This window comes from Anaerolineae bacterium, assembly GCA_013178015.1.
In the GTDB taxonomy this organism is placed as follows: domain Bacteria; phylum Chloroflexota; class Anaerolineae; order DRVO01; family DRVO01; genus Ch71.
In genome coordinates this window covers 56730-82881 of sequence record JABLXR010000004.1, presented here as the reverse complement: position 1 = coordinate 82881, position 26152 = coordinate 56730, and the positions used below count along the sequence as shown (strand labels likewise).

The following is a 26152-nucleotide window of genomic DNA, read 5'->3' as shown; positions in this document are numbered from 1 at the left end:
AGATGCGGCGCTGATGAACGTTGATCAGAAAGAAAGGATGAAAGACATGTTAGTGCTATCTGTCCTTAGTCGAATGGCGCACGGTCGCCATCAGGGCACACCCGTGTCATTCCTTCCTTTCCGTTCGATCAGCGTCAATCAGCGTAGCATCAGCGTCATCAGCGTCCTATTCCTTCTCCTCCTCGCCGTGGTTCCCGTCCGGGCACAGGAGCCCTGCCCCTACGCCGACATCCGCAACGAGAGCCAGCCCCCCCTGGATCGGGAGGCAGTGTGTGCTGCCGCCCGGCCCCTGGCGGAGCAGGACTACCGCGTCCTGGTCCTGCTCACCGACTATCGCCCTTCCGGCCAGGACGACTGGTACGACTACGTTGATGCCGTGGAGGTGGAGGCGGGGCTGCGCGACCCGAGCCAGCCCGACGCCTTTGCCTCCAACGGTATCGCCCTGGAGGCCAGCACCGCCACCGATCTGTCCTTCGCCTACAGCCTGACCATCGGCCAGGCCTTGTTCGGCTCCGCCCTGGACACCGACGCGGCCGCGGCCCGGGTCCGAGAAGCCATGCGCGGTGGTATCGCTGCGGGCGACCCGACGGCCGGGTTCGTGGAGGCTCTGGGGGCGGTGAACCGCACCCTCAACCCGCCTCCTTCCCCCATACTGCGGGCATTGGTGGTAGCCGTTGGAGTGCTCTTCCTGGTGGCGGTGGGAGCGGTGGCATACGTCCTGGCGGTGGTACCCGCCCAACGGCGGGCCAGGCTACGCGCGCACCTGGGCCGCCTGCGGGCGCGGGTGTCGAACCTCCTCCTGGCCGGAGAGGGGCTCCTGCAAGGGGCGACCCCGGAGGACACGATGCTCTACGCCCTCTTCCGGGGCTACGGTGGCGAGCGCTATCCCGAGCTGCGCCGGCAGGTGCACGACTGGTTGAGACAGAGCCAGGCGGCCCTCAATTCAGCCTTCGAGCTGCGGCAGCAGCTTAGCGACCCGGCCGCCACCGACACGAGCCTGGAGGACCAGGTGCGCGCCTGGGAGACGCTCTACCTGACCCTGGTGGGCTCCAGCGAGAGGGTCCTGAGCCTGACCGAGGAGCAGTTGCGGACGTTGCTGGACCCGATGCTGGTGCTGGAGCGCCGGGAGGAGCAGGACTCGGCTCTGGTGGAACAGCTCGAGGCGGTGCGCCGGCAGTTGGCCGGCCTGCCCCTCAAGGTCGAACTCGTGCTGGTGGACCCGGCCACCGTGGATGCCGATGGCATTCTGGGCTATGTGGATAGAGTCAAGGCTGAGATCGCCCGGCTGCGCCAGGCTCAGGACGAGGCACCCGGGCGGCTGGACGAGGCGCGCTCGCGGCGTAGGCAGGGCGAGGAGGACCTGCCCTCCGGCTTTTTTCTGAGTCCCGCCCAAGCCTTCGCCGGGGTGGACCGGCGGCTGCAGGCGGCCCAGGCGGCCCTGGACCAGGGGCTCTACCTCAATGCCCTGAGTGAAGCTGACGCTGCCCTGCAGGGCGTGGCCGCGGTGGAGGCGTTGGTGAAGGCGCTGGAGGAGCATCGCCGGCGTCTGGAGCAGGCACAGGAGGTGGTGAACCGGGGCTACCGGCTGCCCACGCTGGAAGCGAGGCTCCAGGAAGTGACCCACCTTCGGGACGAGGTCGGTGTCCACCTGACAGAGGGGCGGTTCGATCAGGCCCAGGCGGGCATCGAGTCGCTGAGCCGGGCGAGCGCCGATATGCTGGGCGAGGCCCAGGAGTGGGAGGCGCTCCGGGGTGCCAACGAGGAGGCTCTGGCCCGGCTGCGGGCCGAGGCGGCCCGGGTGTCCGAGTACCTCCGGCGGGAGGCGCGGCCGGCGTGGGAGGCGCTTCGGGCCTACCCGGAGCCGAGCTGGTCGCCGATGAGCCCGGTCATGGACCAAGCTGAGTCCGGCCTGGCCCGGGCCCAACGCGACCTGGAGCAGGTACCCGCCCTCAACGACATGGCGAGGCAGGAGTTCGACCGGGCCCGGGAGCTGCTCCAGGCCACTGCCGCCGTGCTGGAGCAGGTCGAGGGTGACGCCCGGCAGGTGGTGGAGACGCTGGAGCGGGTGCGCCGGGCAGAGCGGGACACGGCCGAGACGCTGGAGAGGGCCTCGCGGGAGCTGTCTGCGGCCGCGGGGCTGTGGCGGTCGGAGCCGGCAGCAGTAGCGCCCGAGGTGGGCGTGCGGCTGACGGAGGCAGAGCGGCGCCTGGCTGAGGGGCGGAATCTGGCTCAGGCGGGCAGCTTCCTCGCGGCCGTATCGGCCCTGAGTGCGGCTCTCGATATGGCCTCCCAGGCCCGCATCCGGGCCGACCGCGACATTTCCGAAGTGGTCGGCCTCCGGCGCGAGCTGGAGCGGGCCGCCCAAGACGCCCGCAGAAGGGTGGAGGAGGCGGCTAGAGCGGCCCGCAACGTGCCCGGCGGCCCCCTGGCAGCCACTGCCGGGGCGCAGGCTAACCGCCTCCGCGATGCCCTCACTCAGGCGGAGCGCGCCCGGTTGGCGGCAACCCAGGCGCGGGATCGGGAGGCGCTGCTGCGCGCCCACCGCGAGGCCGTCTCTCGCTTCCGCGAGTTGGAGTCCCTGGCCGAGCGCACCCAGAGGGACATCGAGGAGGTGCTGTGGCGGGAACGGCAGAGACACGTGATGTTCCCACCTCTAAGCGGCGGACCCCGACCGCGCGGACCTTCGTGGCCGGGACCGTCGGGCCGCAGCAGCCCCTCTCATCCGGGCAGTTCCGGTCCCTCATCGCGACCTGGATCGGGGGGCTCGCGCCGCCCCGGCGGGTTCGGCGGTTCCGGCCGACCTGGTGGCATGGGCGGCTCCTCCCGGCCGGGCGGCATGGGTCCCAGCCGTCGGCGCTGAACCGGCTTCCCCGGCTTCAGGGCTGCCGAGGGGTAACAGCTCAGGATCGGGGGACGAGTGCTGACGAGCACCGCTGCTCCGGGCTGAACCCCGGAGCTACGACAAGGCGAAGCCGGCCTTCGCCGGCTGCAGGAAAGCCCTAACCCGCGGAGGCGGGCTTCGCTCAGCCATAGCTCCGCGGCTTCAGCCCGGAGCGACATCGCGGGTCAAGGCTCTTCCCCCCATGATCGTGAGTTCTTACGCCGCGGGTCGAACACCATCCGCGCGTGGGCGCGCGGACTCCTCGGGTGTAGCACCCCGTGACTTGCCCCTTCGTCTGTGTGCTCCTATACTTTCTGCAAGTATTTGCAGTAGCATCCCCGAATCGGCGGGAGGTCGGCGTTGAGCGTGGCAGACAGAGACTTGATGGATCAAGTGGAGCGGGCAGTGGCCTTCCATGGGCACCTCTGCCCCGGCGTCATCACGGGCGTGCGGGCGGCCCAGATCGCCCTGCGGGAGCTGGGCGGCAGGGCCGAGGACGAGGAACTGGTGGCCATCGTGGAGTGCGACAACTGCGCCGTGGACGCCATCCAGGAGCTCACCGGCTGCACCTTCGGCAAGGGCAACCTGATCTACCGCGACTACGGCAAGACGGCCTTCACCTTCGTCCGCCGCTCCGACGGCAAGGCCATCCGGGTGGCCAGCAAGCCCCGCCGCGCTGAGCCGCCCTCGGAGGAGTACCTGGCCCTGCGGGAGAAGATCAACGCCGACACCGCCACCGAGGCCGAGCGCGACCGCTTCGGCCAGCTCCACCGGGAGAGAGCCATGCGGTTGCTGGAGCTCCCCGAGGAGGAAGTCTTCACGGTACGGGAGGTGGACACGCCGCTTCCCCGTCGGGCCCAGCTGCGCCAGTCCGTCGTCTGCTCCCGCTGCGGGGAGCCGGTGATGGAGACGCGCGCCCGGCTGTTGGAGGGCGAAGTGCTCTGCCTGCCCTGCTTCGGCGAGCTCGAAAGCCGCTAGCGCGGCCGGTGGTGCGGGATGCACCGCTCGCCTCCGGGCAGGGCCGGACGCATGGGCGTCTGAGCCCTGACCCTCTTCCTAGTCCTCACCATAGACTTCCTTCTGCCTCGCCTGCTTCCAGGCGATCCCATTCGCGCCCTCTGCGACCCCGACATTGGCGCTACCGCCTTGAGCCGGGAGGCCTTCGCCCGCCTGGAAGAGCACTACGGACTGGGCGAGCCCCTCCTGCAGCAGTACCGCGATTTCTGAATGCGGCTGGCCCGGGCGGACCTGGGCCGCTCTATCTATTACAGCCACGACGTGTGGAGCCTGATCCGGACCCACCGGCCCTGGTCCCTGCTTCTGGGAGGGACGGCTCTGGCTCTGGCGTCCGTGGCCGGTGTTCTCTGGGGAGCACAGGCGGCCTGACGCCGCGACTCCTGGTTCGACCGAACCTCGCTCGGATTGCTCACCCTCGTGGATGGCCTGCCTTCGTTCTTCCTGGGGATGCTGCTCATACTGGCCTCCGCCGTGCACCTGCGCTGGCTGCCCCTCAGCGGCGCCCGTACTCCCTTCGCCGCCGATGCCGGCCTGCTGGTGACGGGCTCGGTATTCGTGGAGACGCTCTTCGCCTACCCCGGGTTGGGGCACTTGCTGGTCACCGCTGTGGGGGTGCGCGGCTATCCCCTGATCGAGGGGCTCTTCCTGGTGGTGTCCCTGGCCATGGTCCTGGCCAACGCAGGCGCGGATGTGCTCTCCCGGTGGCTGGATCCGCGGGTGGGGGCGGCATGACCCTGGCACAGGGATCCACACGAGCTGAGCGGCGAGCAGAGGCAACGAGCCATGAGTGCCATAGCCCTGGCCTGCTCGCTCGATCTGCTCATCCTGTACGAGCCCACTGCGGGGCGGGGCGCCGTCGCCTGGGCGGAGCTCCGGCGCACGCTGGCCAGCCTCTGCCTGGAGGAGGGCCTGTCCTTCATCTTCCTGGCCAACCCGGACTACTTTCTGGGCGAGCCCCACGTGGAGCGGATCGAGTATCGGCCGATGAGCGGCGAGTTGCTGGCCCTGCGCAACGGCGACATTGACGCCGCCAGCCCCTCGGGCCGGTTCACCGACGACGTCCTGGCTCCGTTCCGGGAGTCGCCCTGCCGCATCCTGGAAGCGCCGGGGGAGTGGCACATGGCCCTATTCCTCAACCTGGAGCTGTCACCCCTGGACGACGTGTCGGGGCGACGGGCGCTGGCCCACGCCCTGGATCGGCAGGGGATTGTGGATCGGGTGTTGCAGGGCCGGGGCCTCCCCGGGGGGTGAGAGCTGGCTCCTTGCGGCCCACGCCTACTACGACCCTGACGCCGGTCGGCACGAGCATGACGCGGCGCGGGTGGAGCTCCTCCCGGAGGTGGCGGGCTACTGGGGCGCTGACGGCGACGGCGTGGGCGAAGGCCTGGACGGCCGGCGCCTGCCGTTCACGCTGACCGACAGCACCGACGATCTGGCTCGCCTGCCCGAGTTCATCCGCTCCGATCTGGCCAGGGTGGGCGTAGAGGTGGAACTGAACGGGGTGGATCGGCTGAGCCGCGACGAGATGGCCCGCAACGGTGAGTATGAGTTGATGCCCCTGGGGCACGGCGGCCTGGGCGGAGATCCGGACCAGCTGAGAGTCGTCTGCGCCAGCTTCAGTCAGAGCCGCTCTCTCAACCGGGTGCCGGGCTACAACAACCCACGCTTCGACGAGTTGGCCCGCCTGCCGTTGACCGTCTCCGACCGGAGAAGCCGATGCAGCTGGTGCACGAGATGCAGGCTCTCCTGGCCGAGGACGTGCCCGCCATCCCCGTCGGCTACCCTCACTGCTACACCATCGTCGACGCTGAAGTCCTCGACACCTGGTTCCACACCCCGGGCGGCTACGCCTCGGGCATACCCATCAGCCAGAACAAGCTGGTGTTTCTAGGGGATAGGTTACAGGTTACAGGGAATAGGTTACAGGTTACAGGGGATAGGTTACAGGTTACAGGGGATAGGTTATAGGTTACAGGGGATAGGGGATAGGTTATAGGTTACAGGGGAGTCTCTCAGACGTCCCTCCGCTTCACTACCCCCTATTCCCTATCCCCTGTAACCTATAACCTATTCCCTGTAACCTACCCTGATGCTGGACGGTGAGCGGCGTTCGGTGCATGATGCGCTCGAGCCCGTGCGTGCGGGCGCTGGCAGGGCGAGGCTGAGGCCGTGGCACGCTCGACGTCGCCGGCCGATTCGTATCGTTGGAGGTGCATGGTGGGTAGGGTGGTGCACTTTGAGGTCCCCGCGGACGACCCGGAGCGCGCTGTCAGCTTCTACCGCAACGTTCTGGGCTGGCAGGCGCAAAGATGGGAGGGCCCAATTGACTACTGGCTGGTGACCACCGGGGAGGAAGGCACACCGGGCATCAACGGTGCCATCATGCGCCGGGAAGGGCATACGGGTGTGGTTAACACCGCCGCAGTCGTCTCGGTGGACGAAACGGCGCGCAAGGTGGAGGCCAACGGCGGCAAGGTGATCATGCCCAAGAGTGTCGTGCCGGGGGTGGGCTTCGTGATCTACTTCACCGACACCGAGGGCAACGTCTTCGGCGCTATCGAATCCGACGAATCAGCGCGGTAGGTTACTGGATCTGGCGGCTGTCGCAGGGGGTCCCGGGTGGGCACGTACTCAGCCCATCCCTCGGACTCCCTGCAGTCGCGCCGGAGACGGGAATAACATACAGTGTTACAGTCAGACAGCCTTGTTAGAGAGGTCGCGGTATGCGAGAGCGTGAGATGCCCGTCTATCTCGGTCAGCGTTACATCGGCAGGTTCGTCTCCGTGGACTGGCACGGCGGAAATGAGCCCTGGTCCATCGAGGCGCTGGATGACGACGGACACATCGTGAAGATGGAGGCAGAGACCTTCGCCGTGGAGAAGGGCCCCGTCCTCCGAGTGACCAGCGGGCGCTGCTGCGAAGGGCCGTAAAGCAGGTTATAGGTTATAGGGAACAGGTTACAGGGGGTAGGGAAGAGCAGGGTGGGCAAGATCGAGTCACACCGGGACCTGGTCGTATGGCGGAAGGCAATGGAGATGACGGCTGAGGTCTACCGGCTGGCGGCAGGCTTCCCCAGGGAGGAGGAATACCGGCTCACCAGCCAACTGGTGAGAGCAGCGGCGTCGGTCCCGGCGAATGTCGCCGAAGGGCATGCGCGGGGGACCCGTAAAGACTACGCCCACTTCGTCGCGGTGGCGAAGGGATCTCTGGCAGAAGCTGAGACCTTCCTCCTGCTGGCCCTCGATCTGGGTCTCGCGTCACCTCAGGAGGCCCAGCACGCTCTGTCCCTCATCGAGGAGATCAGCAAGATGCTGACAGCTCTGCGTGCCCGTCTCCTCTCCGGCTGAAGTCCGGTAGTCCTCCCTCCCCCCTGTTCCCTGTAACCTACAACCTGTAACCTGCCTTAGCTAGGCCGTAGGCGCAGGCGTGGGCCATCTCGTGGGCCTCGTCCAGGGGTACGATGCCGCGCACCACCAGACCGGCCAGCCAGTTGGCGTCCACCCGGCGGGCCAGGTCGTGGCGGGCGGGGATGGAGGGGAAGGCTCGGGTGTCGTCGTTGAAGCCCACGGTGTTGTAGAGCCCGGCCGTCTCGCTCACCAGTTCCCGGAAGCGAGTCATGCCGTTGAGGCTGTCGAAGAACCACCAGGGCGGACCCAGCTTGAGAGCGGGGTAGTGCCCCGCCAAGGGAGCCAGTTCGCGCGATAGGGTGGACTCGTCCAGCATGAACAGGATGAGGGTCAGGCGGGGGTCGTTGCCGTACTTGCTCAACAGGGGCCTGAGGTTGCGGGTAAACTCGGTAGCCACCGGGATGTCGGCTCCCATGTCGGGGCCGAACCGGGCGAATACCTCCGGGTTGTGGTTGCGGAAGGAGCCGGGATGAAGCTGCATGACCAGGCCGTCCTCGATGCTCATTCGCGCGCTCTCCATGAGCATGTGCCCGGTGAAGCGTGTTGCGTCCTCGGCGGTAGCCTCCCCCCGCAGCGCCCGCTGGAAGATGGTGTCGGCCTCCCGGGCGGTTAGCTCCTCGGTGTAGGGAGTGAGGGCGGCGTGATCGGTGGCCACGGCGCCCATGCTTTTGAAGTAAGCTCGGCGGCTCTCCAGCGCCTGGATGAGGGACGAGTACCCGTCCACGGCGATGCCCGACACCTCGCTCAGGGCGTCCACGTTCTCCCGCCAGCCGGGCGCATCCAGGTTGACCACGGCGTCCGGTCGGAACGTGGGGATGACCCGGCCGGGCCAACCCGACTCACGTATGGCCTGGTGATGTTCCAGGCGCGAGGTGGCGGCGTCCGTGGTGCTTAGCACTTCGATGTTGAACCGCTCGAACAGGCGGCGGGGCCGGTACTCGGGCGAGTTCAGCCGGTCCTGGATGTGGTCGTAGACCGTCTGCGCCGTCTCTCCCGTTAGCCGCTCTTGGACCCCGAACACCTCCTTGAGCTCGTGGGCCAGCCACATGCCGGTGGGAGTGCCCCGGAAGAGGTAGAAGTGCTCGGCGAACACTTGCCAGGCCCGGCGGTGGTCTCGCTCCGTGGGGCCACCGTCGCGGCGGGGGATGCCCAGGCTCTCCAGGGGCACGCCCTGGGAGTAGAGCATGCGGAAGATGTAGTGATCGGGAATGAGGATCAGCTGCGTGGGCGAGCCGAATGAGTAGTCGGGATCGGCGAACATTCTAGGGTCCACATGGCCGTGAGTGCAGAGGAGGGGTAGGTCGCGTATCTGACGATACAGCTCCAGCGCGATCTCCTTCTGCTGGGGGTTGGGGTCGAAGTAGCGGTCTTCGGGCAGGTATATCGGAAGGCGCTCGGGCACTTTCTGCACTCCTAAGACAGTTATCCGGTGCCCGCGGGCGGCGGGCACTGTGGCTAATGATACTGCCGCCGGGGTGCCGGTACCAGGGAAGCTTCACGCTGAGGCGGGACATGCAGGCGCCCGGCGAACGCCAAAGAAGCCTTGCCCATCGGGTGCTTGAGTATAGGCGGGCTCTGACCGAGAATAGCCACCGTGTGCACGTGGCCATAGCCGGGCTACCGGTAGGCTGAGGCGGGATCGAGAGTGACGAGATGACTGGTCGAGAGAAAGTCGAGGCAGCGTTCTCATCCGGTGGTACGACGGAGTTCGCTGCTGTCATCTGCTACGAGGGCATATTCATTCGCGACCATTGGGACGAGTTGACCGAGTGCCCCTGGTGGTACCAGCAGGCGCCTGACCTAGAGCGCCAGCTGGCCTGGCGTCGGGACGTCATTCGACGGACGGGGCAGGACTGGTTCGAGCTGCCGGTAGCGCCGCCGCGCTCCGAGCGGGAATCCCAGGCGCTGCAAGTGCTGGGCGGGCAGGTGGTGCGGGTGGACCGGCGCACGGGCAGGCAGGAACGCCTCCTGCGGCCTTCGGTAGGGGGGTGGAACCCGTTGGGGCGGGTGCAGTCTGTGCGGCCCCAGTGGTTGGCGGAGACGCCGGAGGAGATAGAGGCGCAGGTCCCTACCATGCAGGGGAGCCCGGAGCAGGCGGTGGCGCGGGGGGCCGGCGATCTGGCGCGGGCGCTGCTGGACGAGTTCGGCCGGGAGCTGTATCCCTTCCGGCAGGTGTCCTCGCCGCTCTGGGCCACCTACGACCTGTGGGGATTCGAGGGCATGATGGAGATGGTGGCCTCGCGCCCCGACCTGGTGCTTCACGCCTGTGAGCGATATCTGGCACGGGCTCAGTATCAGGTGCGGCTGGCGGCGGCTCTGGGGGCCAAGGGCGTCTGGATCGAAGAGTGCCTCACGGACATGATCAGCCCGGCCGCCTTCGCCCGCCTCAGCCTGCCCTACCTGCAGCGCCTGGTGGAGGAGATCCGCTCCGCAGGAATGCACAGCATCTACTACTACTGCGGGGATCCCAATGACCGCTGGGAGCACCTGCTGGCCGCGGGCGCCGATGCCCTGTCGCTGGAGGAAAGCAAGAAGGGCTTCCGCATAGACATTGAAGAGGTGGCGCAGCGGGCGGACGGGCGCTGCGCCATCCTCGGCAACCTCGATGCCATAGGGGTACTGCAGGACGCCGACGACGCCACCCTGCGGGCGGAGATCGAGCGCCAGCTGGCGGCCGGTCGCCGGAACCGCGGGCGGTTCGTCATGAGCATCGGCAGTCCGGTGACGCCGGCTACTCCGGTGGCCCGGGTGCGCCGCTACTGTGCCCTGGTCCGGCAGAGCAACGCCGCCTGGCTCAAGGGGCGCTCTAGGGCGAACGAGGACGATGCCTTCGCCTGAGGCGATAGGCCTTGCCGTGGCCTGGGTCGCCTGGGCCGGGCTGCTCTTCGGCGGGCTGGCGGCCGGCCCCATCGACGCCGCTGCGGGCGGGCGGATGCCCCCTGCTACCCGGCTGGCTTCTTCGGGGGTGCTGGCGCTGGCGGCCTGGGGGTGGTTGGCTACGGCCTGGGTTGAGCGGGCGGGGCTCTACGCCCTGTTGATCGCGGTGGGCATGAGTCTCGGCCTGGTGGGGGACCTGTTCATGGCCTCGGTACTGCCGGCCCCGCATCCGGCGCTGGGCGGCATGGGCGCCTTCGCCTTGGGGCACATGGCCTACTGTGGGGCCTTCCTGGTTCTGGCCGGCACCCCGGGCGTGGCCGCTGGTCCGGTCCTGACCCTTTCCTGGCTGGTCTGGCTGGGGATCGGGGTGGCAAGCTGGTACGCGGTAGCGCAGCGGGGGGAGCGACCTGGCCTCCTGCGGGCGCTGGCCCTGCCGTACACGCTGCTGCTGGCCAGCACCGCCGGACTGGGACTGGGGCTGGGACTCACCCGACCAGTGCTCCTTCTCCTCGCCCTGGGAGGGGCGCTCTTCTTCGTCAGCGACCTGCTCATCGCCATGCGGCTGTTCCGCGACGTGAGACGGCCGGAGTGGAACGACCTGATATGGCTCACCTACGGCCCGGCGCAGATGCTGATCGTCTACTCGGTCGGTCTGGCGCGAGGGCTGATGCGTTAACGTAGCCGCTGCGCTTCGGTCACCTCACCCAGGCTCGTCTGCCGGCGAGAGGGACAGAGGGGCTCATCTCCGTCCCCTTCGCCTCCATCAGCGCCGTCGTCACGGCAGCAGGCCCTTCTCTCGCAGCCGGAAAAGCCTGATGGCGTTGCCGGAACCCACCTTCTCGATGTCCTCGTCGCTGAAGCCAGCCTCCTGCATGAACCCGACCAGGCTGGACACACGGGCCGGGTAGGGGTTCTCCCGCAGGTCCAGCATGAACATGCTGCTGAACCAGAACTCTGAGTTCCACTGGCTGAACCCCTTGAGGCTGACCTGCCGCCAGAAGTCGGGGTGCGACAGGAGGGTGGTGTGGGTGCCGTAGGGAGGCCAGGGGGGGCCGTGGTAGGTGGCCCAGTCGGTGCCCACCACCAGGCGCTCGGGCCCCAGGTGCTCGTAGGCTGAGCGCAGGTGGGCCCGCAAGTGGAACTGGATGATCTCCAGGTACACATTGTCCAGGCCTCGAGCCAGGTACTGTTCGATGGCGGAGATGTAGTGATAGCTGTTCCGCCCGCCGATAGCGTGGGCGATGATGAAGTTGCACTCTGGCACTTCGGCGGCAAGGTGCAGAGCCTGGCGCAGGTGCTCTCCGGTGGGGCTGTCGGCCGTGGAGCAGTGCAGCTGCACCGGGGCACCGAGTTGCCCCGCGTGCCGGGCCAGCTCCACCATCTGGAGGCTATCGAGAGGGAAACCGAAGGGCATCCCCTCTACCTCACCTACCTGGACGAAGTTGCGCTCGCCCAGGTAGAGGTCTAGGTCCTTGTGCGACTGCTTCACCGCTCGGGGGTCAATCTGTACTGAGCCGAACAGCCGTCCTCCAGAGGGCTGGACGAAGTCCCGGTACACGCGCTCGTTCATCGCGTGCAGGAACTCCGGCTCCTCCACGATGCGGTCCACGTCAGCCGGGTTGTTGTCGCTGACGATGAAGCGGAGGTCGGCGTCGCAGCCTTCCAGTACAGTGAGCACGTCGTCGAGCGTGTAGCGGAGGTCCTCCGCGCCGCGGACGGTGCGCCGGAGAAGGTGAGTGTGCCCATCAATCCACAGCCGCTTGCCCTCGTTAGTCACTACTGCCTCCTGCGCAACAAGGTTGCCGAATGGGATTCCATCGTCCGGTCTTTCCCGGATGCCCAAAGCGATTGTATCTCGCGCGCTCCATCATGCCGGGTATCACACGCGGCTGCCTCGCACGTGGCGAGGTGATGAGAGTAGCGCGGTAGGGGAGGACCGCCGCGTCCGCCCTGGGCAGGCACGGTGGCCTGCCCCTACCGCTGCATGTGGGCGAAGAGTGGTCGGTGTGGTTTGCGTCGTGAGCAGCGTCGGCGAGGAATCTCCGGCCCCAGAGCGCCGGAGATTCCTCGCCCCTTCGGGGCTCGGAATGACAAGGGAGATCTAGGGGCTCGGGATGACAAGGGAGATCCGGGAGCTGGGAATGGAAGACAGCGTTCCGAGTTCGTGATGACTGGGGATGGGGACGGCGCCCCAGGATGCAGTCGTCCTCCGTGCGTAGCCAAGACACAGGCGAGATCGGAGGGTAAGGGCCTTTGCTCATCTCGCCTAATGGAACGGGAAAGTGACTCGAGTGCCTGTCTCGGCGGCACGGTAGGCGGCCAGGCACATCTCCACCGACATCCGGCCCTCGCGGGCGCAACAGAGGGGCTCGCCTGCCTTGAGTCCGTCTATGAACGGTCGGGCCACCCCGGCGATGCGCTCGCCCTGGCTGTCCGGAATGGGAACCCCCAGGTCCTGCCATCCCAGGTAGCCCTTCTCCGCTTCGTACAGCTTGAGCCCGATGGCGTGCTCCGGTCTGAGCATGGTGGAAACGGCGTCGCCGTGGTTCTGGATGATGACACCCTTGTCACCGTAGATCTCGGTGGTGTTCTCCCCGGCCAGGGTGACGCTGGAATTGTACACCTCGGCGAAGAGGCCGTCGGCGTAGCGGTAGATGGCCACGCCCGTATCGTCCGGGGCGACGTCGGTGAGGACGTTGTCGATCTCGGCGATGACCGACACCGGCATCTGCCCCGTCATCCACACCAGCCAGTCCAGGGCGTGGGTGGCATCGTCGAAGAACATGCCCCGGTTAGCCTCGCGGCTCAAGTGCCAGCGCGAGGGGCCCTCCACGAAGTCGCGGTTGAATAGCACCGAGATGCAGTGGCGGCGGCGGATCGTGCCTACCCGACCCACCACGCCGGACCGAACCAGTTCGCGCATCTTCTGGTTCATAGGATCGTGGCGCATCTGGAAAGCCAAGCTGAACCAGACGCCGGTGCGGTTGACTGTCTCGATGATTCGGTCGCAGTCGGCCAGAGTGGTGGCCATGGGCTTTTGCAGGAGGACGGCCTTGCCCGCCTCCATGGCCGCCACGGCCAGGTCGGCGTGGCGGTTGGTCTCGCTGCCCACGATGACGCAGTCCACCTCGGGGCGGGAGAGCACGTCCTCCAGGTGGGGCGAGTAGGGGATGCCCAAGTCGCGGGAGAGCTTCTCCCCCCGCTCCCGGTTGTCATCCCAGGCGGCCACCAGGCGGGCGTCGTCGAAGCGAGCGATCTGATGGGCATACAGGTTGATGTGGCCGTGGGCGAAGGAAACGATGCCGATTCCGGGTCTGCTCACGAGACGCTCCTGTTGCGTGATGCGTGACGCGTGACGCGTGATGCGTGATGCGTGACACGTGATGCGTGATACACGCCTCTGCACCCTCACATGTCACGTATCACGTATCACGTATCACGTGTCAGCTTCCCCTCTGCTGGGGGATCATGGTCAGCAAGAGGCGGATTACGCTGGTCAGCAGTTCCATGCGGAGCTGGGCGGTCTCACTCCCCAGCACGTGACGGCCCTTGTAGTACCAGTCGCGGCCCTCACGGGCGGACCCCAAGGCATACTGGTAGAAGAGCGCCCGGTCCCGGCCGGTCCCCCGGCTGTAGCCCTCGGCGATGTTAGCGCTGATGGAGCCGACTGCCCGGTACAACTGATCGGCCAGCGACCTGGTCCGGCGATCGCCGGTTAGTCGCGCCGCGTCGTCCCAGGCGACATCACAGGCGAACAACGCAAGCCGGTACGCCTCTAGCGTCCACAGGCGGTCGCTTCTCATCAGGTCGGGCACGGTTTGTGCCCATGCCTGAAAGTCCACTCCTCCGCCCTCCTCAGTGATACGTGATACGTGACGCGTGATACGTGACGCGTGATACGTGATGCGTGATGCGTGATAGACGCAGCTGCACCATTACATGTTACGTATCACGTATCACGCATCACGTATCAGATCAGGTCGAATATGTTGTCCGACACTCGCTCCACTGTCCGGCTATCTATCCGCGTCTGGCCCGGTATGGCCTCGTGCATGGCCTGGTCGGCGTAGGACTCGAACTTGTACTCGCGGCGCAACCGGAAGGGAGGCTCGAACACCAGCGGCCTCGCCTGGTCCAGGTGCCGGATGGCGTCCTCGGCGGCGGCGCGGATGAGGGCCTGGGCCTTGGACGGGTGCAGGCTGATGGCGGCGTTGCGGCTGATGCCCTCCTTCACGGCCACGGTGCGCACCTGAGTCCCGATGATGGACAGGGCCTCGGCCACGCCGGCTTGGTCGCTGGTGACCAGCACCACAGGTACTCCTAGCGCCCCTGCCAGGGCCGCGTCCAGCCCGATCTCGCCGATGGGGTGGTCGTTCAGCCACATGTTCTGGATGCTCACCGAGGAGTAGGAGTGCGACAGGATGCCGTTCTGGGTACCGGCCATGGCATGGTAGGCGATGAGGAAGAGGGCGGCGCTGCCTTCGATTCCGATGAACCGGCGGGGACGGGGCGAGCCGAGCAGGATGCGGGCCTCGGGATGCAGTTCGTCGTAGAGGAGGTTGAGGCCACCCCCGTGGCAGTCGTTGACGATAATGTCGGTGGCACCGGCGGCCAGAGCCCCTTCCACGGCGGCGTTGATCTCCGCCGTCACCATGCGGCGGGCGAAGTCCATCTGGGGGCTCTCGGTGAGGGTCTTGCCAGCGGTTCCCACGACGGCACAGGCTCCCTCGAAGTCGGACGAGATGTAGATCTTCATGCGAGTCTCCTTGCTTCTTGCTTCCGTGTCTCAGGCTCCACCCGCCTGGTGGGCGGCCGGGTCCCAGCTCTCGGTCTCCGGCCCCACCGGGGCGAAGCGGAACATGGGGTACTGAGCGTTGTAGAGGTTGTGATCGCCGGTAGCCTTGGCGCGGGCCCACATGCGGGCGGCCATCCGCTCGGCCACATCGGCGTAGGCTGGGTCCTGGGCCAGGTTGTTCATCTCGTGAGGGTCGCGGTCCAGGTCGTAGAGCTCGTCGTAGTCGAAGCCGTTGAAGACGTACTTGAAACGGGGCTCCCACACGATGCGCTGAGTCCAGGCGAACCGCTGACCTTGGAACTCGGCGTAGGCCTCGTCCACCCAGTCTTCCGGCGTCTCGCCCTGGAGCAGGGGCAGCAAGGAGCGGCCTTCGCTCCGGGGGAGCGGCTCGGCTCCGAGCATGTCCGCGATGGTGGGCGCCAGGTCGTGGGTGTTAACCAGCCGCTCGCAGTGGGCCCCGGCCAACCCCCCGCCCGGCCAGCGGACGATGAGGGGGATGCGATAACCCTCTTCGAAGGGGAAGACGCCCTTGTGCATGAGCCCGTGGGCGCCCATCATCTCCCCGTGGTCGGTACAGTAGATGACGATGGTGTTCTCAGATTGGCCAGTCTCCTCCAGGTGGTGGAGGATGCGCGCCACCTGGTCGTCCACGAGGGAACAGAAGCCGTAGTAGCAGGCGGTGGCCTCGGCGTAGTGCCGCCAGGACATGTCCCGCCAGACGGAGCGCATGCGTCGGTATATGGCCGGCCGGCCGGACAGGTCGTCGTCGAAGTTGGAGGGCTTGGTGATGGCCTCGGGGTCGTAGCGGCGATAGTACTCCGTGGGCACCAGGTAGGGGTCGTGCACAGCGGTGACGCTCACCAAGGCACACCAGGGGAGGTCGGCGTCAGCGGCGCGGTCTATGAAGTCCATCCCCCGGGAGAAGAGGTAGTGCTCGCTAGTGCCCTCCGCTGGCTCCTCGTAGGCCCCGTAGAGCAGGAAGTCGCGATACCCCTTGTGCCTTACCACATGCTGGAGGGAGAAATCGGTGGGCCTGTCCGGCAGGCCGAGGTCACGGCGGTACTGGATGAACTGGGGCGAGCCGGTGAGCTCGTACTCGTCCCAGCCGAAGTTCTCCAGCCGGTTGGTGCGCTCGACGTGCCACTTGCCGAAGTAGCCGGTGCGGTAGCCCAGAGCCTGGAGTCGCTGGCTCCAGGTCTCCAGGGTGGCGTCGAACTCGGCTCGGTACGGTTCCACGGTGTGGGTGCAGTCGACCATGCCGTGGGTAGTGGGCAGGGTGCCGGTGAAGAGGCTGGCCCGGGCGGGGGAGCAGATGGCGTTGACGGTGTAGGCACGGGCAAAGCGCACCCCCTGGGCGGCCAGCTGGTTGACGGCAGGCATGCGACACTGGGAATCGGGCTCGGTGGTATGGGCTTGTTGCTGCTCGGTGAGGATGAACAGCAGATTGGGGCGAGGCAAGGTGTACCTCCCGGATGGCCGGCTGCACACAGGGGCCGGATGCCGCGGGCATGATGGTTTGGCGCGGCTCCGTTGGATGATAGGGTGCCAGTGCCCTCTGTCAACTCAGGGCCGGTGTGCCGGAGATGGCCGCCCCCTGGTATGAATGATCCTCCTCGTGTACAGCAGGCTCCACCGAGTCTCAGTCACTTCGGCGCCCGAGCCCCTCACCCCTCCGACCACGGGAAATCCCGAGGGCTTGCTCGGTTGTCTCCCCGGCCCAGTAGGCCCCGGCGTCGCTTCTCGGCTGGACAGGCCGGGGCCTTTGCGTATCCTGTTTCCTGCCACTGAGCCGAACGGGGAGAGCCGATCCGCTTGGAGCAACGCCCGAACATACTGCTCGTTCACTCCGATCAGCACCGCTACGACTGCCTCGGGGCGAGCGGACACCCTCTGATACGCACGCCTCACCTGGATCGCCTGGCCGAGGAGGGCATCAGGTTCAGCCACGCCTTCACTCCCTGCCCGGTGTGCGTCCCGGCGCGCAACAGCCTGCTGTACGGGGTGTGGACGGGGCGGCATCGGGCCATATCCAACCGCAACACCGAGGCGCCCTGGCCCCCGTCTCCCTGCCTGCCGGCCTTCAGCCAGGTCCTGCGCCAGGCCGGCTACCGTCTGGCCTACGTGGGCAAGTGGGGGATACACGGTCTTCCTCAGGACTTCGGGTTCGAGAGCTACCTTCCGGCCTCGCGCTACGGGGCATGGCGGGAGGGCCAGGGCCTGCCACCCGTGCCCCACACGGGTTGGTTCGGCGGCACAGATCCTCACATTCGGCCGGAGCAGTCGCGGGTGGCCTGGGAGGCGGATGCCGTGATCGAGCGCCTGCGCCAACTGGCCGGAGACGCTGCGCCGTTCCTCATCCGTTGGGACCCGTCCGGCCCTCATCTGCCCAACGTGGTGCCTGAGCCCTATGCCTCCATGTATGCCCCTGCGGAGGTGCCGCCCTGGCCCAGCTTCCCCGACCCCTTGGTGGGCAAGCCCTACATCCAGGCTCAACAGCGCCGCACTTGGGGCGTGGAAGGCTGGACGTGGGAGGACTGGGCCCCGGTGGTGTCCCGGTACCTGGGAGAGATCAGCCTGATGGATGCTCAGATCGGGCGGGTCCTGACGGAGCTCGACAACCTGGGCCTAACCGAAAGCACCCTGGTGGTCTACACCTGCGACCACGGCGACCTCTGCGGTGGCCACGGCATGATGGACAAGCACCACGTGATGTACGACGACGTGGTGCGCGTGCCCCTGATCGTCCGCTGGCCAGGCTTGAACCGACGCGCCGAGAGCTTCGGAGCGGGTGGAGGTGTAGTCTGCGATGCCTTCGTTTCCCATGCCCTCGACCTGGCGGCGACGCTGTGCCAGGTGGCCGGGGCGCCCGTACCTGAGAGCTTCCAGGGCCGGAGTCTACTCCCCTTATTGCAGGGAGCGCCCGAGGGGGCGCGGGCCGACATCTTCTCCACCTACCATGGCAGCCAGTTCGGGCTCTATAGCTCTCGGATGGTGCGCGACCGCCGCTGGAAGTACGTCTGGAATGCCACTGCCGAGGACGAGCTCTACGACCTGGATCAAGACCCAGGCGAGATCGACAACCTGGCCGCCGACGCCGGCAGCGGGACTGTCGCCGACCGGCTGCGTCATCGCCTGGTGTGGTGGATGGAGCAGACGGAGGACCCCCTGCTCAACCAGTGGACTCGCCGACAGCTGCTCGAAGGGCTGATGCCCCGATGAACGGATCCGTCGCCCTGGCTCTCGCGCTGGCCACGCTCGCCGGCCTCTCGACCGTGCTCGGAAGCCTGCTGGCGGTGATGGTGCGCAAGCCCGGACCGCGTTTCATGGTACTGACTCTGGGCTTCTCCGCTGGCGTGATGCTGCTGGTGGCCTTCTCCGAACTCTTGCCCCACGGGGTGCAGACGGTTGGCTTCCTGGCGGCTCACGCGGCGTTCTTCGCCGGGATGGCTCTGATGTTCCTGGTGGACGTCCTGGTGCCTCACCAGTATCTCGGAGGGGAGAGGCCGCCGATCCGGCAGTCATACGATGGATCCTACCTTCGGACCGGAGTGCTGGTGGCCCTGGGGGTGGCCATCCACAACTTCCCCGAGGGGATGGCTACCTTCGCCGGTACCATGGAGAGCCCCCAGCTCGGCCTGGCCATCGCCGTCGCCGTCGCCATTCACAACATCCCCGAGGGGCTGGCCGTGTCCGGCCCCATCTACGCTGCCACTGGCAGGCGAGGGAAGGCCTTTCAGTGGGCCTTCCTGTCTGGCATGTCCGAGCCTCTGGGCGCCATCGTGACGGCGCTGGTTCTACTCCCCTTCCTCAGTTCGGCGCTACTGGGCTTGGTGCTGGCGGCGGTGGCGGGCGTCATGGTGTTCATATCGCTGGATGAGCTGGTGCCGGTGGCCTGCTCGCTAACCGAGGACCACCTGCCGATCGCAGGGGTGCTGGCGGGCATGATTCTGATGTCGGTCAGCCTGTGGGCGCTGCACTAGACAGCCACAGGTTCATCTAGGCCGGCCGCTGCGACAGGATGCGCAAGCCAGGGGGGTACGCAGGAGAAGCAGCCGCAGTGGCAGCGGCATGGCGGAAACGCATGACCCGGCAGGCAATGGGGGAGGTGAGCAGGGGGGCCAGAGGATTCCAGTCTTCCTGGAGCAGCTGCTTGTGAGCTAACCTGCTGTACTCACGCTGCTTGGGGTGGACAGCTCCTTGCCCAGGTCGTCCAGGCGCCCGTTCCCTGTCTGGCCCGCCAGGCCGACCCTCTCCAGGGCCTCATCCGCCCGACCGGGGTAATCTTCCGTACCCGATGCAGCCGGATCATGGCACTGGGTCCGCGGGCTGCTACTCCTTCCCCACTGCGTCCGGCCCGTCCCAGGGTAGACCCTCCGACTCCATGATCACCAGGAACTGAGCCAGATCCTCCTGGGTGAGCCTGACTCCGACCGGCAGGCCGGCAAGGGCCAGCACCCGGCGCACCATGGCCTCCTCCTCGGGAGACAGCTTGAGGTCAGGGTCTCTCGGCATGGTCCCTCCCGGCCGATCGGCGTTGCGCCTGAAGCGGCGCCACCGGCGCTTCCAAGGAATGGTATACCAGCATGCTAACCGCGTCCGTCCCTCAGTCAAGCCGGCCCGTAACGGGTCAGGGTCGGGCGGACGAGCTTGAGACTGTGCGCCGGAGGGGGGAGGGGCTATGGTTATGCTCAATGGGCAGGTAGCTGGAAGGTGCGACGCGAGAGGAGCCGGCCTCCTCGGCGATGCCGGCGACGAGGCAGCACCCCGGTGGCCGGGGCGCCCCTGAGCGACGGGCTCAGGGCGCCTCCTGTGGCTTGGGCCGTGGCACCGGAAGTGCCCTGAGCCCGTCATCGCCAGCCTCCGGTCTGTCGCCCCCCGGTGCTCCTCTCTCTCGCTTTGAGCATCTCGAGCACCGGCAAGACCCGCGGTCCCCACTCCCATCTGTCGCCCCAGTGCTCCTCGCGGCCACCCCGAGTCCTCTTCTTTGTCACCCCGAGCGTTGGCGAGGGGTCTCCCCCCTCGAACATCGGGGATTCCTCCGTCCTACCGGCCCTGCTGTCCCGCATTCGGTAACCCCCGAGGAGTTCGCGCGCCCACGCGCGACAGGGCCCTGGCACGGATTGGTGGCGATAGCGTTCCCCGCCTGCCCCTGCTATCCTGAGGCCAGATCGCAGGATGAGAGGCGAGGCATGGCAGTCAGGGCCGTCGTCATAGCCGGTAGCCCCCGCAAGGGAGGCAACTCCGACATCATGGCCGAATACCTGGTTAGCGGACTGCGCCACGGTGGGGCCGAGGTGGAGGTGGTCTACGCCCGGGACGTCAATGTGAGCCACTGCCTGGCCTGCTATCATTGCTCGCGCACCGGCCAGTGCATCCAGCGGGACGATATGCAGCGCCTCTACGACTTGTTCTTGCACTGCCACCGCATCTGCCTGGTCACCCCGATCTTCTTCTGCCAGGTGCCTTCCATCACCCAGGCTATCATCGAACGCACTCAGACCCTGTGGGTGCGTAAGTACCACCGCCACGAGGAAGTGCCGCCTCTAGAGTACCCCCGGGAGGGACTGGTAGCCGCAGTGGGGGCCACGAGAGGGCAGCGCATCTTCGACGGGTTGCGCTGTGCCGCCCGGTACTGGCTGGACAGCGTGGGAATCGAGAGCCCTCGCCTGCTCACCTACAACGGCATAGACGAGAAGGGAGCCGTGCGCGAGCGCCCGGAGGTGCTGGAGGAGATGCGCCAGGCCGGCCTGCGCCTGGCCCAGCCCGAGGGGTGGTAGAATGCATCCTCCGGTCCATGCCCGGGCTTGACCCTCCCGCATACCATAGCAGACTGCTGAAGCGGTCCACCCAGACCGGCAGTGCCGCCCTTCTTGATGCCCCGCGCTCCCTGTGCTAGGTTTCCATTCAGGAAGGCTGTAACAAGGCGATGTTGGCACAGATGATACGCCGGATTAGCCTGCTCTGGCCTCCGGGCCGAGAGCCCACAGGGCGGCCTTCCCCGCGAGATGCCGAGTGGGCCGAGGACTTGGACGTGGACTCTCTGGCCCAGGCGCTGGCGGCGGACCGCCGCCAGGTGAGGCACGTGCGCGCCATCCTGGTCGCCCTGTGCCACGACCTCGAGGTCATTCGCTACCGTCAGGAGGTGTTCGCCGACTTCTCCGAAGACGCCGCCCTGCGCCGCGTGCTGAGGGACATCGTCCCCCTGCTGCAGGAGCTAGACGACGTGCGCCTCCGCGGGGCCTCGACCTCCGGGAACGAGTTGCTTCAGGTCCTGCAGCGGCTGCGCGAGCTGGAGCTCTACCATCAGGCCGTAGTGCAGCTTTCCGACGGCCTCGCCCCTCGGCCCTTGCGTTCCACCGCTCTGCGATCGCTGCGCCAGGAGCTGGAACGGATTCGGCAGTCGGAGCAGTTCGGCCAACTGGAGGCGGAGCTTCCCGGGCTGCGGGAGGCGCTGCAGCAGGTCGCCAGCATCACCATCGGAGTCAATCTGGATGCCGAGGGACGCCCCGTAGGAGCCGCCTTGCTCGCCGTCAACCCCCGCCCTTTCACCAGCCCCAAAGGCCTGCTGGCGAGGCTACTGGGAGATGGCGCCGACTCGGCGGGCGAATGCCTGGCCCCCCTGCACAAGGTGGCGGACCATAGCCCCAGCCCCTTCCTTCAGCCCCTCTTCCGGGACCTAGCCGAGGTGCTGCGCCAGGTCAGTCGGCCGGTGGCCCGGGCCCTGGACCGCTATCTCCGGGTGCAGACCGCCTTGCTCGCCGATCTGGCGTCCGAAGTGCAGTTCTACCTGGGCGCCCATGCCCTGGCCGAGCGGTTGCGCTCCCAGGGCTTGCCGGTGTGCCGTCCGGTCATCGCCACCCTGGAGCAGCGAGCCAGCCACGTCGAGGGCCTCTACAACGTCAGCCTGGCCCTCCGGCTACAGGAGCGGCCCCCGGAGCCGGGGCGGCCCGAGCAGCCAGTGCCCTCTGACCTGGACTTAGGACCGCGAGGGCGGTCGGCCGTGCTGACGGGGCCCAATCTGGGCGGCAAGACCACCTTCATTCAGGCCATCGGTCAGGCGCACCTGCTGGCCCAAGCCGGTCTGTTCGCCCCTGGTACCTTTGCTGAGCTCAGCCCGGCCGACGGGATCTACACTCACTTCCCTCGCACCGAGCGACCCGACCGCGAGGCCGGTCGGCTGGGGGAAGAGGCGCAGCGTCTGGCGGCCCTGTTCGCCGGGGCTACTCCCTACAGCCTGGTGCTCCTGAACGAGTCGCTCTCCAGCACGGGGCCTTCGGAGGCCCTCTACCTGGCACAGGACCTGTTGCGCGCCCTGCGACTGCTGGGAGCCCGGGTCGTTTACGCCACTCACTTGCACTCGCTGGCTGCCCAGCTGGACCAGATCAACGATACCGCTCCTCACGAGCCCCCTACCGTGAGCCTGGTGGCCGGGCTACTCCCTCCCGAGGAGCGTACCAGCGCCGATGATATGGGCCGCACCTACAAAGTGGCTCCGGGGCCGCCTCTGGGCCGCAGCTACGCTGCAGAGGTAGCCAGGCGGTACGGCATCGGTCTGGAACAGCTCACGCGCTGCCTGAAGGAGCGGGGAATCGCCCTCGAGGGGGATGAGCCCGAGAGCAAGACCATCGCATCGTCATCCACTGAACACTAGGGGTAGGGCGAGTCGCGTCCCTGGGCTATCACAGGCTTGTCGCGGGGCGGTGGACGGGGCCCGACGCTGAAGCTCTCCGCGACGCCTCTGCACGTCGCAGGAGGCCCGACGGGTTCAGATCGTCGCCGCTGCGGCTCGGCTGCAGCGATCGAGCCAGTCCCGTTGCCCTGACGGGGGGCCCGTGATATGTTGGGAACCGAATCAGGGTACCAGGCGGTACACATCCCGTGTTTGCAGGAGTTAGCTGGAGGTAAGTGCGATGGAAGACCGACTGCTGGGCGAGGAGACTGCCCTCATCATTGTGGATGTGCAGAACTGCTTCGTCCCCGGTGGGGCCCTGCCCACTCCCGGCGGCCACGAGGTGGTGGAACCGCTCAACCGCTACGCGGAACTGGTGGTCCAGGCTGGGGGCAAGGTCTTCGCCAGCCGCGATTGGCACCCCAAGGACCACATGTCCTTCCAGTCTCGCGGTGGTCCCTGGCCGCCTCACTGCGTGCAGGGCACCGAAGGGGCGGGATTGCACCCCAAACTGCGGCTCCCCGAGGGGGCGCAGATCGTCTCCAAGGGCTACGATCCCGACGACGAGGACTACTCGGCTTTCGACAACACGGGGCTGGATGACATGCTCAAGCAGGCTGGCATCAAGCGCGTGCTCGTTGGGGGGCTAGCTACCGACTATTGCGTCAAAGAAACGGTGCTGGACGCGCTCGAGAACGGGTACGAGACCTATCTCCTGCTTGATGCCATCAGCGGGGTAGAGGCCCAACCGGGCGACGTCAAGCGCGCCGTGCAGGAGATGCTCAACCGGGGGGCCAAGACGGCGCGGCTCTCATCGCTGGAGCGGGAGCTCGAGGCCGAGGGGTAGCCTCCTGCCCCCGGTTGCTTCACCCTCTCTCCGCTTTCACAGTGACACCTGCGGCAGGGCTGCGGCGCCTATGGGATGTACGCAGACCCTCTGCAGGAACGATCTTCGCCTGCCGAAGCCACCGGGCAGTGCATCCTTGCGTTGCTTAGCTGTGCCGACTCGTTAGGTTAGCCGCTATGAGCCATTGACAACGCTGAACGCAGCTACTATGCTTGGCGTGCCGCTGGCCTAGCCCGCATCTCATAGCCGTGTCGCTGTCTCACGCAGTTCCTGGCACGAGGAGGTGTACTATGGCCCGTCTGACACGAAGGGGTTTCCTGCGAGTGACAGGCCTGGCAGCTTCGGCAGCTGTAGCCGGATGCGCTCCGGCCCCCGCTCCCACAGCGCCGCCGGAAGAACCCACGGCAGCGCCCGTTGTGGTGGAGCTCACCCCGACGACGGCACCGGTTGAGGAAGTGCCCAGCAAGTACAAGGAAGCACCGGAGATGGCTGACCGGGTGGCGCGAGGAGAGCTCCCCCCGGTGGACGAGCGACTCCCCCGGGACCCGATGGTGGTGCAGCCCATCGAGGAGATCGGGCAGTACGGCGGCACCTGGCGACAACTGCATATTGGCCCCGCAGATAACGCCCAGAACATGTACCTGATGCACGAACCCATCGCCAAGTACACTCTGGACTTCACCGCCCTAGTGCCTAACTTGGTCCGGGGCTGGGAGTTTTCCGAGGATGCCACATCTGTAACCCTCCACTTGCGAGAGGGGATGAAGTGGAGCGATGGCGCCCCCTTCACGGCCGACGACTTCATGTTCTGGTACGAAGACATCGTGCTCAACGATGAGCTCACCCCCACCAAACCGACGCAGATGAAGCGTGGCGGCGAGCTGGGGGCTATGGAGAAGGTGGACGACTACACCATCAGGATCAGCTTCACCCAGCCCTACGGCGCCTTCGAGGAGTTCTTCACTTTCCCTGCCTGGTGGACGCAGCAGTACCAGCCGGCCCACTACCTGAAGAGGTTCCACAAAGCCTACGCCAGCGAGGAAGAGCTGCAAGCTGCCATGGCCGAGGAGGGCTTCGACACCTGGACCGATCTGTTCGGGGCCAAGATTGCCTCCTTCAACAACCCCGGCACACCAACCGTCATGCCCTGGGTGGTGGAGAACAGCGTCGAGTCTCCGGTGCAGACCTATAGCCGCAACCCCTACTACTGGAAGGTGGATCCCGAGGGCAACCAGCTTCCCTACATCAGTGGAGTAAGTCGTACGCTGGTGCCGGATTCGGAGGCCCTGCTGCTGAAGGCGATCGCGGGCGACGCCGACTACCAGGCCCGCCGCGTCGCGGGCCTGGCCAACTACCCGGTGGTGATGGAGAACCGGGAGAAGGGCGACTATCGGGTGGTCAGCAACCTGAGCCCCCAGACGAACATCGGCACCATAATGTTCAATTACAGCCACAAGGATCCCATCCTGAAAGAGCTCTTCCTGCAGCGCGACTTCCGAGTAGCTCTTTCGCTGGCCATAGACCGGGCCGAGATCAACGACTTGCTCTACAAGGGCCAAGGCACCCCCGGGCAGGCCAGCGTGGCCCCGGGCAGCCCCTGGTTCGAAGAAGAGCACATGCAGAAGTACGCCGAATATGACCCGGATCGGGCCAACGAGTTGCTGGACGGACTAGGGCTGACAGAGCGGGACGCCGAGGGCTTCCGGCTGCGCCCGGACGGCAAGCGTCTGACGCTGGTCAACCTGACCTTCACTCCCTGGGGAGAGAACGTAGCCATTCAGGAGATGGTCAAGGAGTACTGGAAGGCCATCGGGGTGGAGGTGCTGCCCAAGCCGACCGAAGTCCAGCTCTGGGTGACTCAGGTCCACGGGCTGGACTTCGACATCGCCTCCTACGGGGTCAACTTCGGCTTTCACGGGAACCCACCCATCGTGCGAGAGACCTTCTGCATCGCCGAGAGTGGGCAGCACTGGGCACCCCAGTGGGGCCTGTGGTACCAGACAGACGGCAAGGAGGGCGAAGAGCCGCCGGAGGAGGTCAAGCAGTTGCAGGGGCTCTACGAGCACATCCTGGCAGAGCCATCAATAGAGCGACGCATCGAGCTATCGAAGCAGGGCCTGCAACTGCACGCCGACAACCTCTGGATGATCGGCATCCTGGCCGACGCGCCAGTAGGTTCCTTCACGGTGGTGAAGAACAACTTCCGCAACGTGCCGGAGGTTCCCTACGACGCCACCACGGTCCACGTGTCCCAGTTCTTCTTCAGGAGCTAGACCGGCATTCCGCCCCGAGGGCTAGACCGGCGGCATCGGGAGGGGGAGCCTGCGCTCCCCCTCTACTGTGCTCGCAAACTTCATGGCAGGCGCCAGCGCGCCCCAGGCTACTGGCCGGCTCCCTCAGCCTTGCTGGGCTTCCACCCAGTCGAACAGCTCCTGAGCCGTGGCGTACGCTGCTTCCAAGTGCTGGTTCGCCTCCTCCACCCGCTGAAGCGCCAGGCCGGTGTCCAGGCGCCGGCATAGGGCCCCCTTACCCTCCTCCAGGGCAGACAGTCCGGCCCGCCCTTCCGCGACCAGGCGGTCGTGCGGCTCGGCAACGTCCTCGGGTGGTTCGACTGCCTCTGCCTCCTGGAGCAGCTCCCGGCCGGCAAGTATGTGCCGGT

Annotated in this window: 23 protein-coding genes and 1 pseudogene; 17 read left to right on the top strand and 7 right to left on the bottom strand. The window is 66.8% G+C overall.

The window, feature by feature from the left end; all coding sequences use genetic code 11:
• Window positions 1-46: 46 nt before the first annotated feature.
• From HPY83_02305 to HPY83_02265, 9 genes and pseudogenes are all read left to right on the top strand, one after another.
• Entirely contained in the window at window positions 47-2860 is a 2814-nt protein-coding gene (locus tag HPY83_02305) for a hypothetical protein (GenBank protein NPV06779.1), read from the top strand.
• Between the two features lie 405 nt (window positions 2861-3265).
• Window positions 3266-3859, top strand: coding sequence for a formylmethanofuran dehydrogenase (locus HPY83_02300; protein NPV06778.1), 594 nt, complete (start codon window positions 3266-3268; stop codon window positions 3857-3859).
• 249 nt (window positions 3860-4108) lie between these two features.
• Window positions 4109-4267 (top strand): hypothetical protein, encoded by a 159-nt coding sequence (locus HPY83_02295; protein NPV06777.1) that lies wholly within the window; start codon window positions 4109-4111, stop codon window positions 4265-4267.
• A gap of 48 nt (window positions 4268-4315) precedes the next feature.
• A complete protein-coding gene (locus HPY83_02290) occupies window positions 4316-4630 on the top strand; it encodes an ABC transporter permease subunit (GenBank protein NPV06776.1) in 315 nt (104 codons plus the stop codon).
• A gap of 15 nt (window positions 4631-4645) precedes the next feature.
• Window positions 4646-4738, top strand: a pseudogene (locus tag HPY83_02285) (ABC transporter ATP-binding protein).
• Between the two features lie 876 nt (window positions 4739-5614).
• Window positions 5615-5866: a hypothetical protein gene (locus HPY83_02280; GenBank protein NPV06775.1), complete on the top strand. Its 252-nt coding sequence runs from the start codon at window positions 5615-5617 to the stop codon at window positions 5864-5866.
• Window positions 5867-6112: 246 nt separating this feature from the next.
• The gene (locus HPY83_02275; GenBank protein ID NPV06774.1) at window positions 6113-6481 is read left to right on the top strand and encodes a VOC family protein; all 369 of its coding nucleotides are present in this window, start codon (window positions 6113-6115) and stop codon (window positions 6479-6481) included.
• A gap of 140 nt (window positions 6482-6621) precedes the next feature.
• Window positions 6622-6828 (top strand): hypothetical protein, encoded by a 207-nt coding sequence (locus HPY83_02270; protein NPV06773.1) that lies wholly within the window; start codon window positions 6622-6624, stop codon window positions 6826-6828.
• Window positions 6829-6879: 51 nt separating this feature from the next.
• Window positions 6880-7245, top strand: coding sequence for a four helix bundle protein (locus tag HPY83_02265; GenBank protein NPV06772.1), 366 nt, complete (start codon window positions 6880-6882; stop codon window positions 7243-7245).
• 37 nt (window positions 7246-7282) lie between these two features.
• Here HPY83_02265 and uxaC read toward each other — a convergent pair whose 3' ends face one another.
• Window positions 7283-8707: a glucuronate isomerase gene (gene uxaC / locus HPY83_02260; GenBank protein NPV06771.1), complete on the bottom strand. Its 1425-nt coding sequence runs from the start codon at window positions 8705-8707 to the stop codon at window positions 7283-7285.
• A gap of 251 nt (window positions 8708-8958) precedes the next feature.
• On the opposite strand from uxaC, the gene HPY83_02255 reads away from it, so the two are divergent.
• Both HPY83_02255 and HPY83_02250 read left to right on the top strand, forming a co-directional pair.
• On the top strand, window positions 8959-10143 hold the full coding sequence (locus HPY83_02255) for a hypothetical protein (GenBank protein NPV06770.1): 1185 nt from the start codon (window positions 8959-8961) through the stop codon (window positions 10141-10143).
• Window positions 10130-10858 (top strand): lysoplasmalogenase, encoded by a 729-nt coding sequence (locus HPY83_02250; protein NPV06769.1) that lies wholly within the window; start codon window positions 10130-10132, stop codon window positions 10856-10858. The genes HPY83_02255 and HPY83_02250 overlap by 14 nt, the downstream gene beginning before the upstream one ends.
• 99 nt (window positions 10859-10957) lie before the next feature.
• Here HPY83_02250 and HPY83_02245 read toward each other — a convergent pair whose 3' ends face one another.
• From HPY83_02245 to HPY83_02225, 5 genes are all read right to left on the bottom strand, one after another.
• On the bottom strand, window positions 10958-11959 hold the full coding sequence (locus tag HPY83_02245) for an amidohydrolase (GenBank protein ID NPV06768.1): 1002 nt from the start codon (window positions 11957-11959) through the stop codon (window positions 10958-10960).
• A 489-nt stretch (window positions 11960-12448) separates the two neighbouring features.
• A complete protein-coding gene (locus HPY83_02240; protein ID NPV06767.1) occupies window positions 12449-13504 on the bottom strand; it encodes a Gfo/Idh/MocA family oxidoreductase in 1056 nt (351 codons plus the stop codon).
• Window positions 13505-13625: 121 nt separating this feature from the next.
• The gene (locus HPY83_02235) at window positions 13626-13985 is read right to left on the bottom strand and encodes a four helix bundle protein (protein ID NPV06766.1); all 360 of its coding nucleotides are present in this window, start codon (window positions 13983-13985) and stop codon (window positions 13626-13628) included.
• A gap of 167 nt (window positions 13986-14152) precedes the next feature.
• Window positions 14153-14938, bottom strand: coding sequence for a M55 family metallopeptidase (locus tag HPY83_02230; protein ID NPV06765.1), 786 nt, complete (start codon window positions 14936-14938; stop codon window positions 14153-14155).
• A 30-nt stretch (window positions 14939-14968) separates the two neighbouring features.
• Window positions 14969-16435, bottom strand: a complete 1467-nt coding sequence (locus HPY83_02225; protein ID NPV06764.1) for a sulfatase-like hydrolase/transferase — start codon at window positions 16433-16435, stop codon at window positions 14969-14971.
• Window positions 16436-16789: 354 nt separating this feature from the next.
• Between HPY83_02225 and HPY83_02220 the strand changes: the two genes are divergently transcribed.
• A complete protein-coding gene (locus HPY83_02220; GenBank protein NPV06763.1) occupies window positions 16790-18196 on the top strand; it encodes a sulfatase-like hydrolase/transferase in 1407 nt (468 codons plus the stop codon).
• A complete protein-coding gene (gene zupT, locus HPY83_02215) occupies window positions 18193-18957 on the top strand; it encodes a zinc transporter ZupT (protein NPV06762.1) in 765 nt (254 codons plus the stop codon). The genes HPY83_02220 and zupT overlap by 4 nt, the downstream gene beginning before the upstream one ends.
• A 349-nt stretch (window positions 18958-19306) precedes the next feature.
• Here the strand turns inward: zupT and HPY83_02210 are convergent, their stop codons facing one another.
• Window positions 19307-19489, bottom strand: coding sequence for a hypothetical protein (locus HPY83_02210; GenBank protein ID NPV06761.1), 183 nt, complete (start codon window positions 19487-19489; stop codon window positions 19307-19309).
• A gap of 677 nt (window positions 19490-20166) precedes the next feature.
• Between HPY83_02210 and HPY83_02205 the strand changes: the two genes are divergently transcribed.
• The 4 genes from HPY83_02205 to HPY83_02190 all read left to right on the top strand — a co-directional run bounded on the left by HPY83_02205 (window position 20167) and on the right by HPY83_02190 (window position 25766).
• A complete protein-coding gene (locus HPY83_02205) occupies window positions 20167-20754 on the top strand; it encodes a flavodoxin family protein (protein ID NPV06760.1) in 588 nt (195 codons plus the stop codon).
• A gap of 152 nt (window positions 20755-20906) precedes the next feature.
• Window positions 20907-22628, top strand: a complete 1722-nt coding sequence (locus HPY83_02200; protein NPV06759.1) for a hypothetical protein — start codon at window positions 20907-20909, stop codon at window positions 22626-22628.
• Window positions 22629-22887: 259 nt separating this feature from the next.
• Complete coding sequence (locus HPY83_02195) at window positions 22888-23493, top strand: nicotinamidase (protein ID NPV06758.1); 606 nt, start codon at window positions 22888-22890, stop codon at window positions 23491-23493.
• Window positions 23494-23783: 290 nt separating this feature from the next.
• Window positions 23784-25766: an ABC transporter substrate-binding protein gene (locus tag HPY83_02190; protein ID NPV06757.1), complete on the top strand. Its 1983-nt coding sequence runs from the start codon at window positions 23784-23786 to the stop codon at window positions 25764-25766.
• Window positions 25767-26152 lie beyond the last annotated feature (386 nt).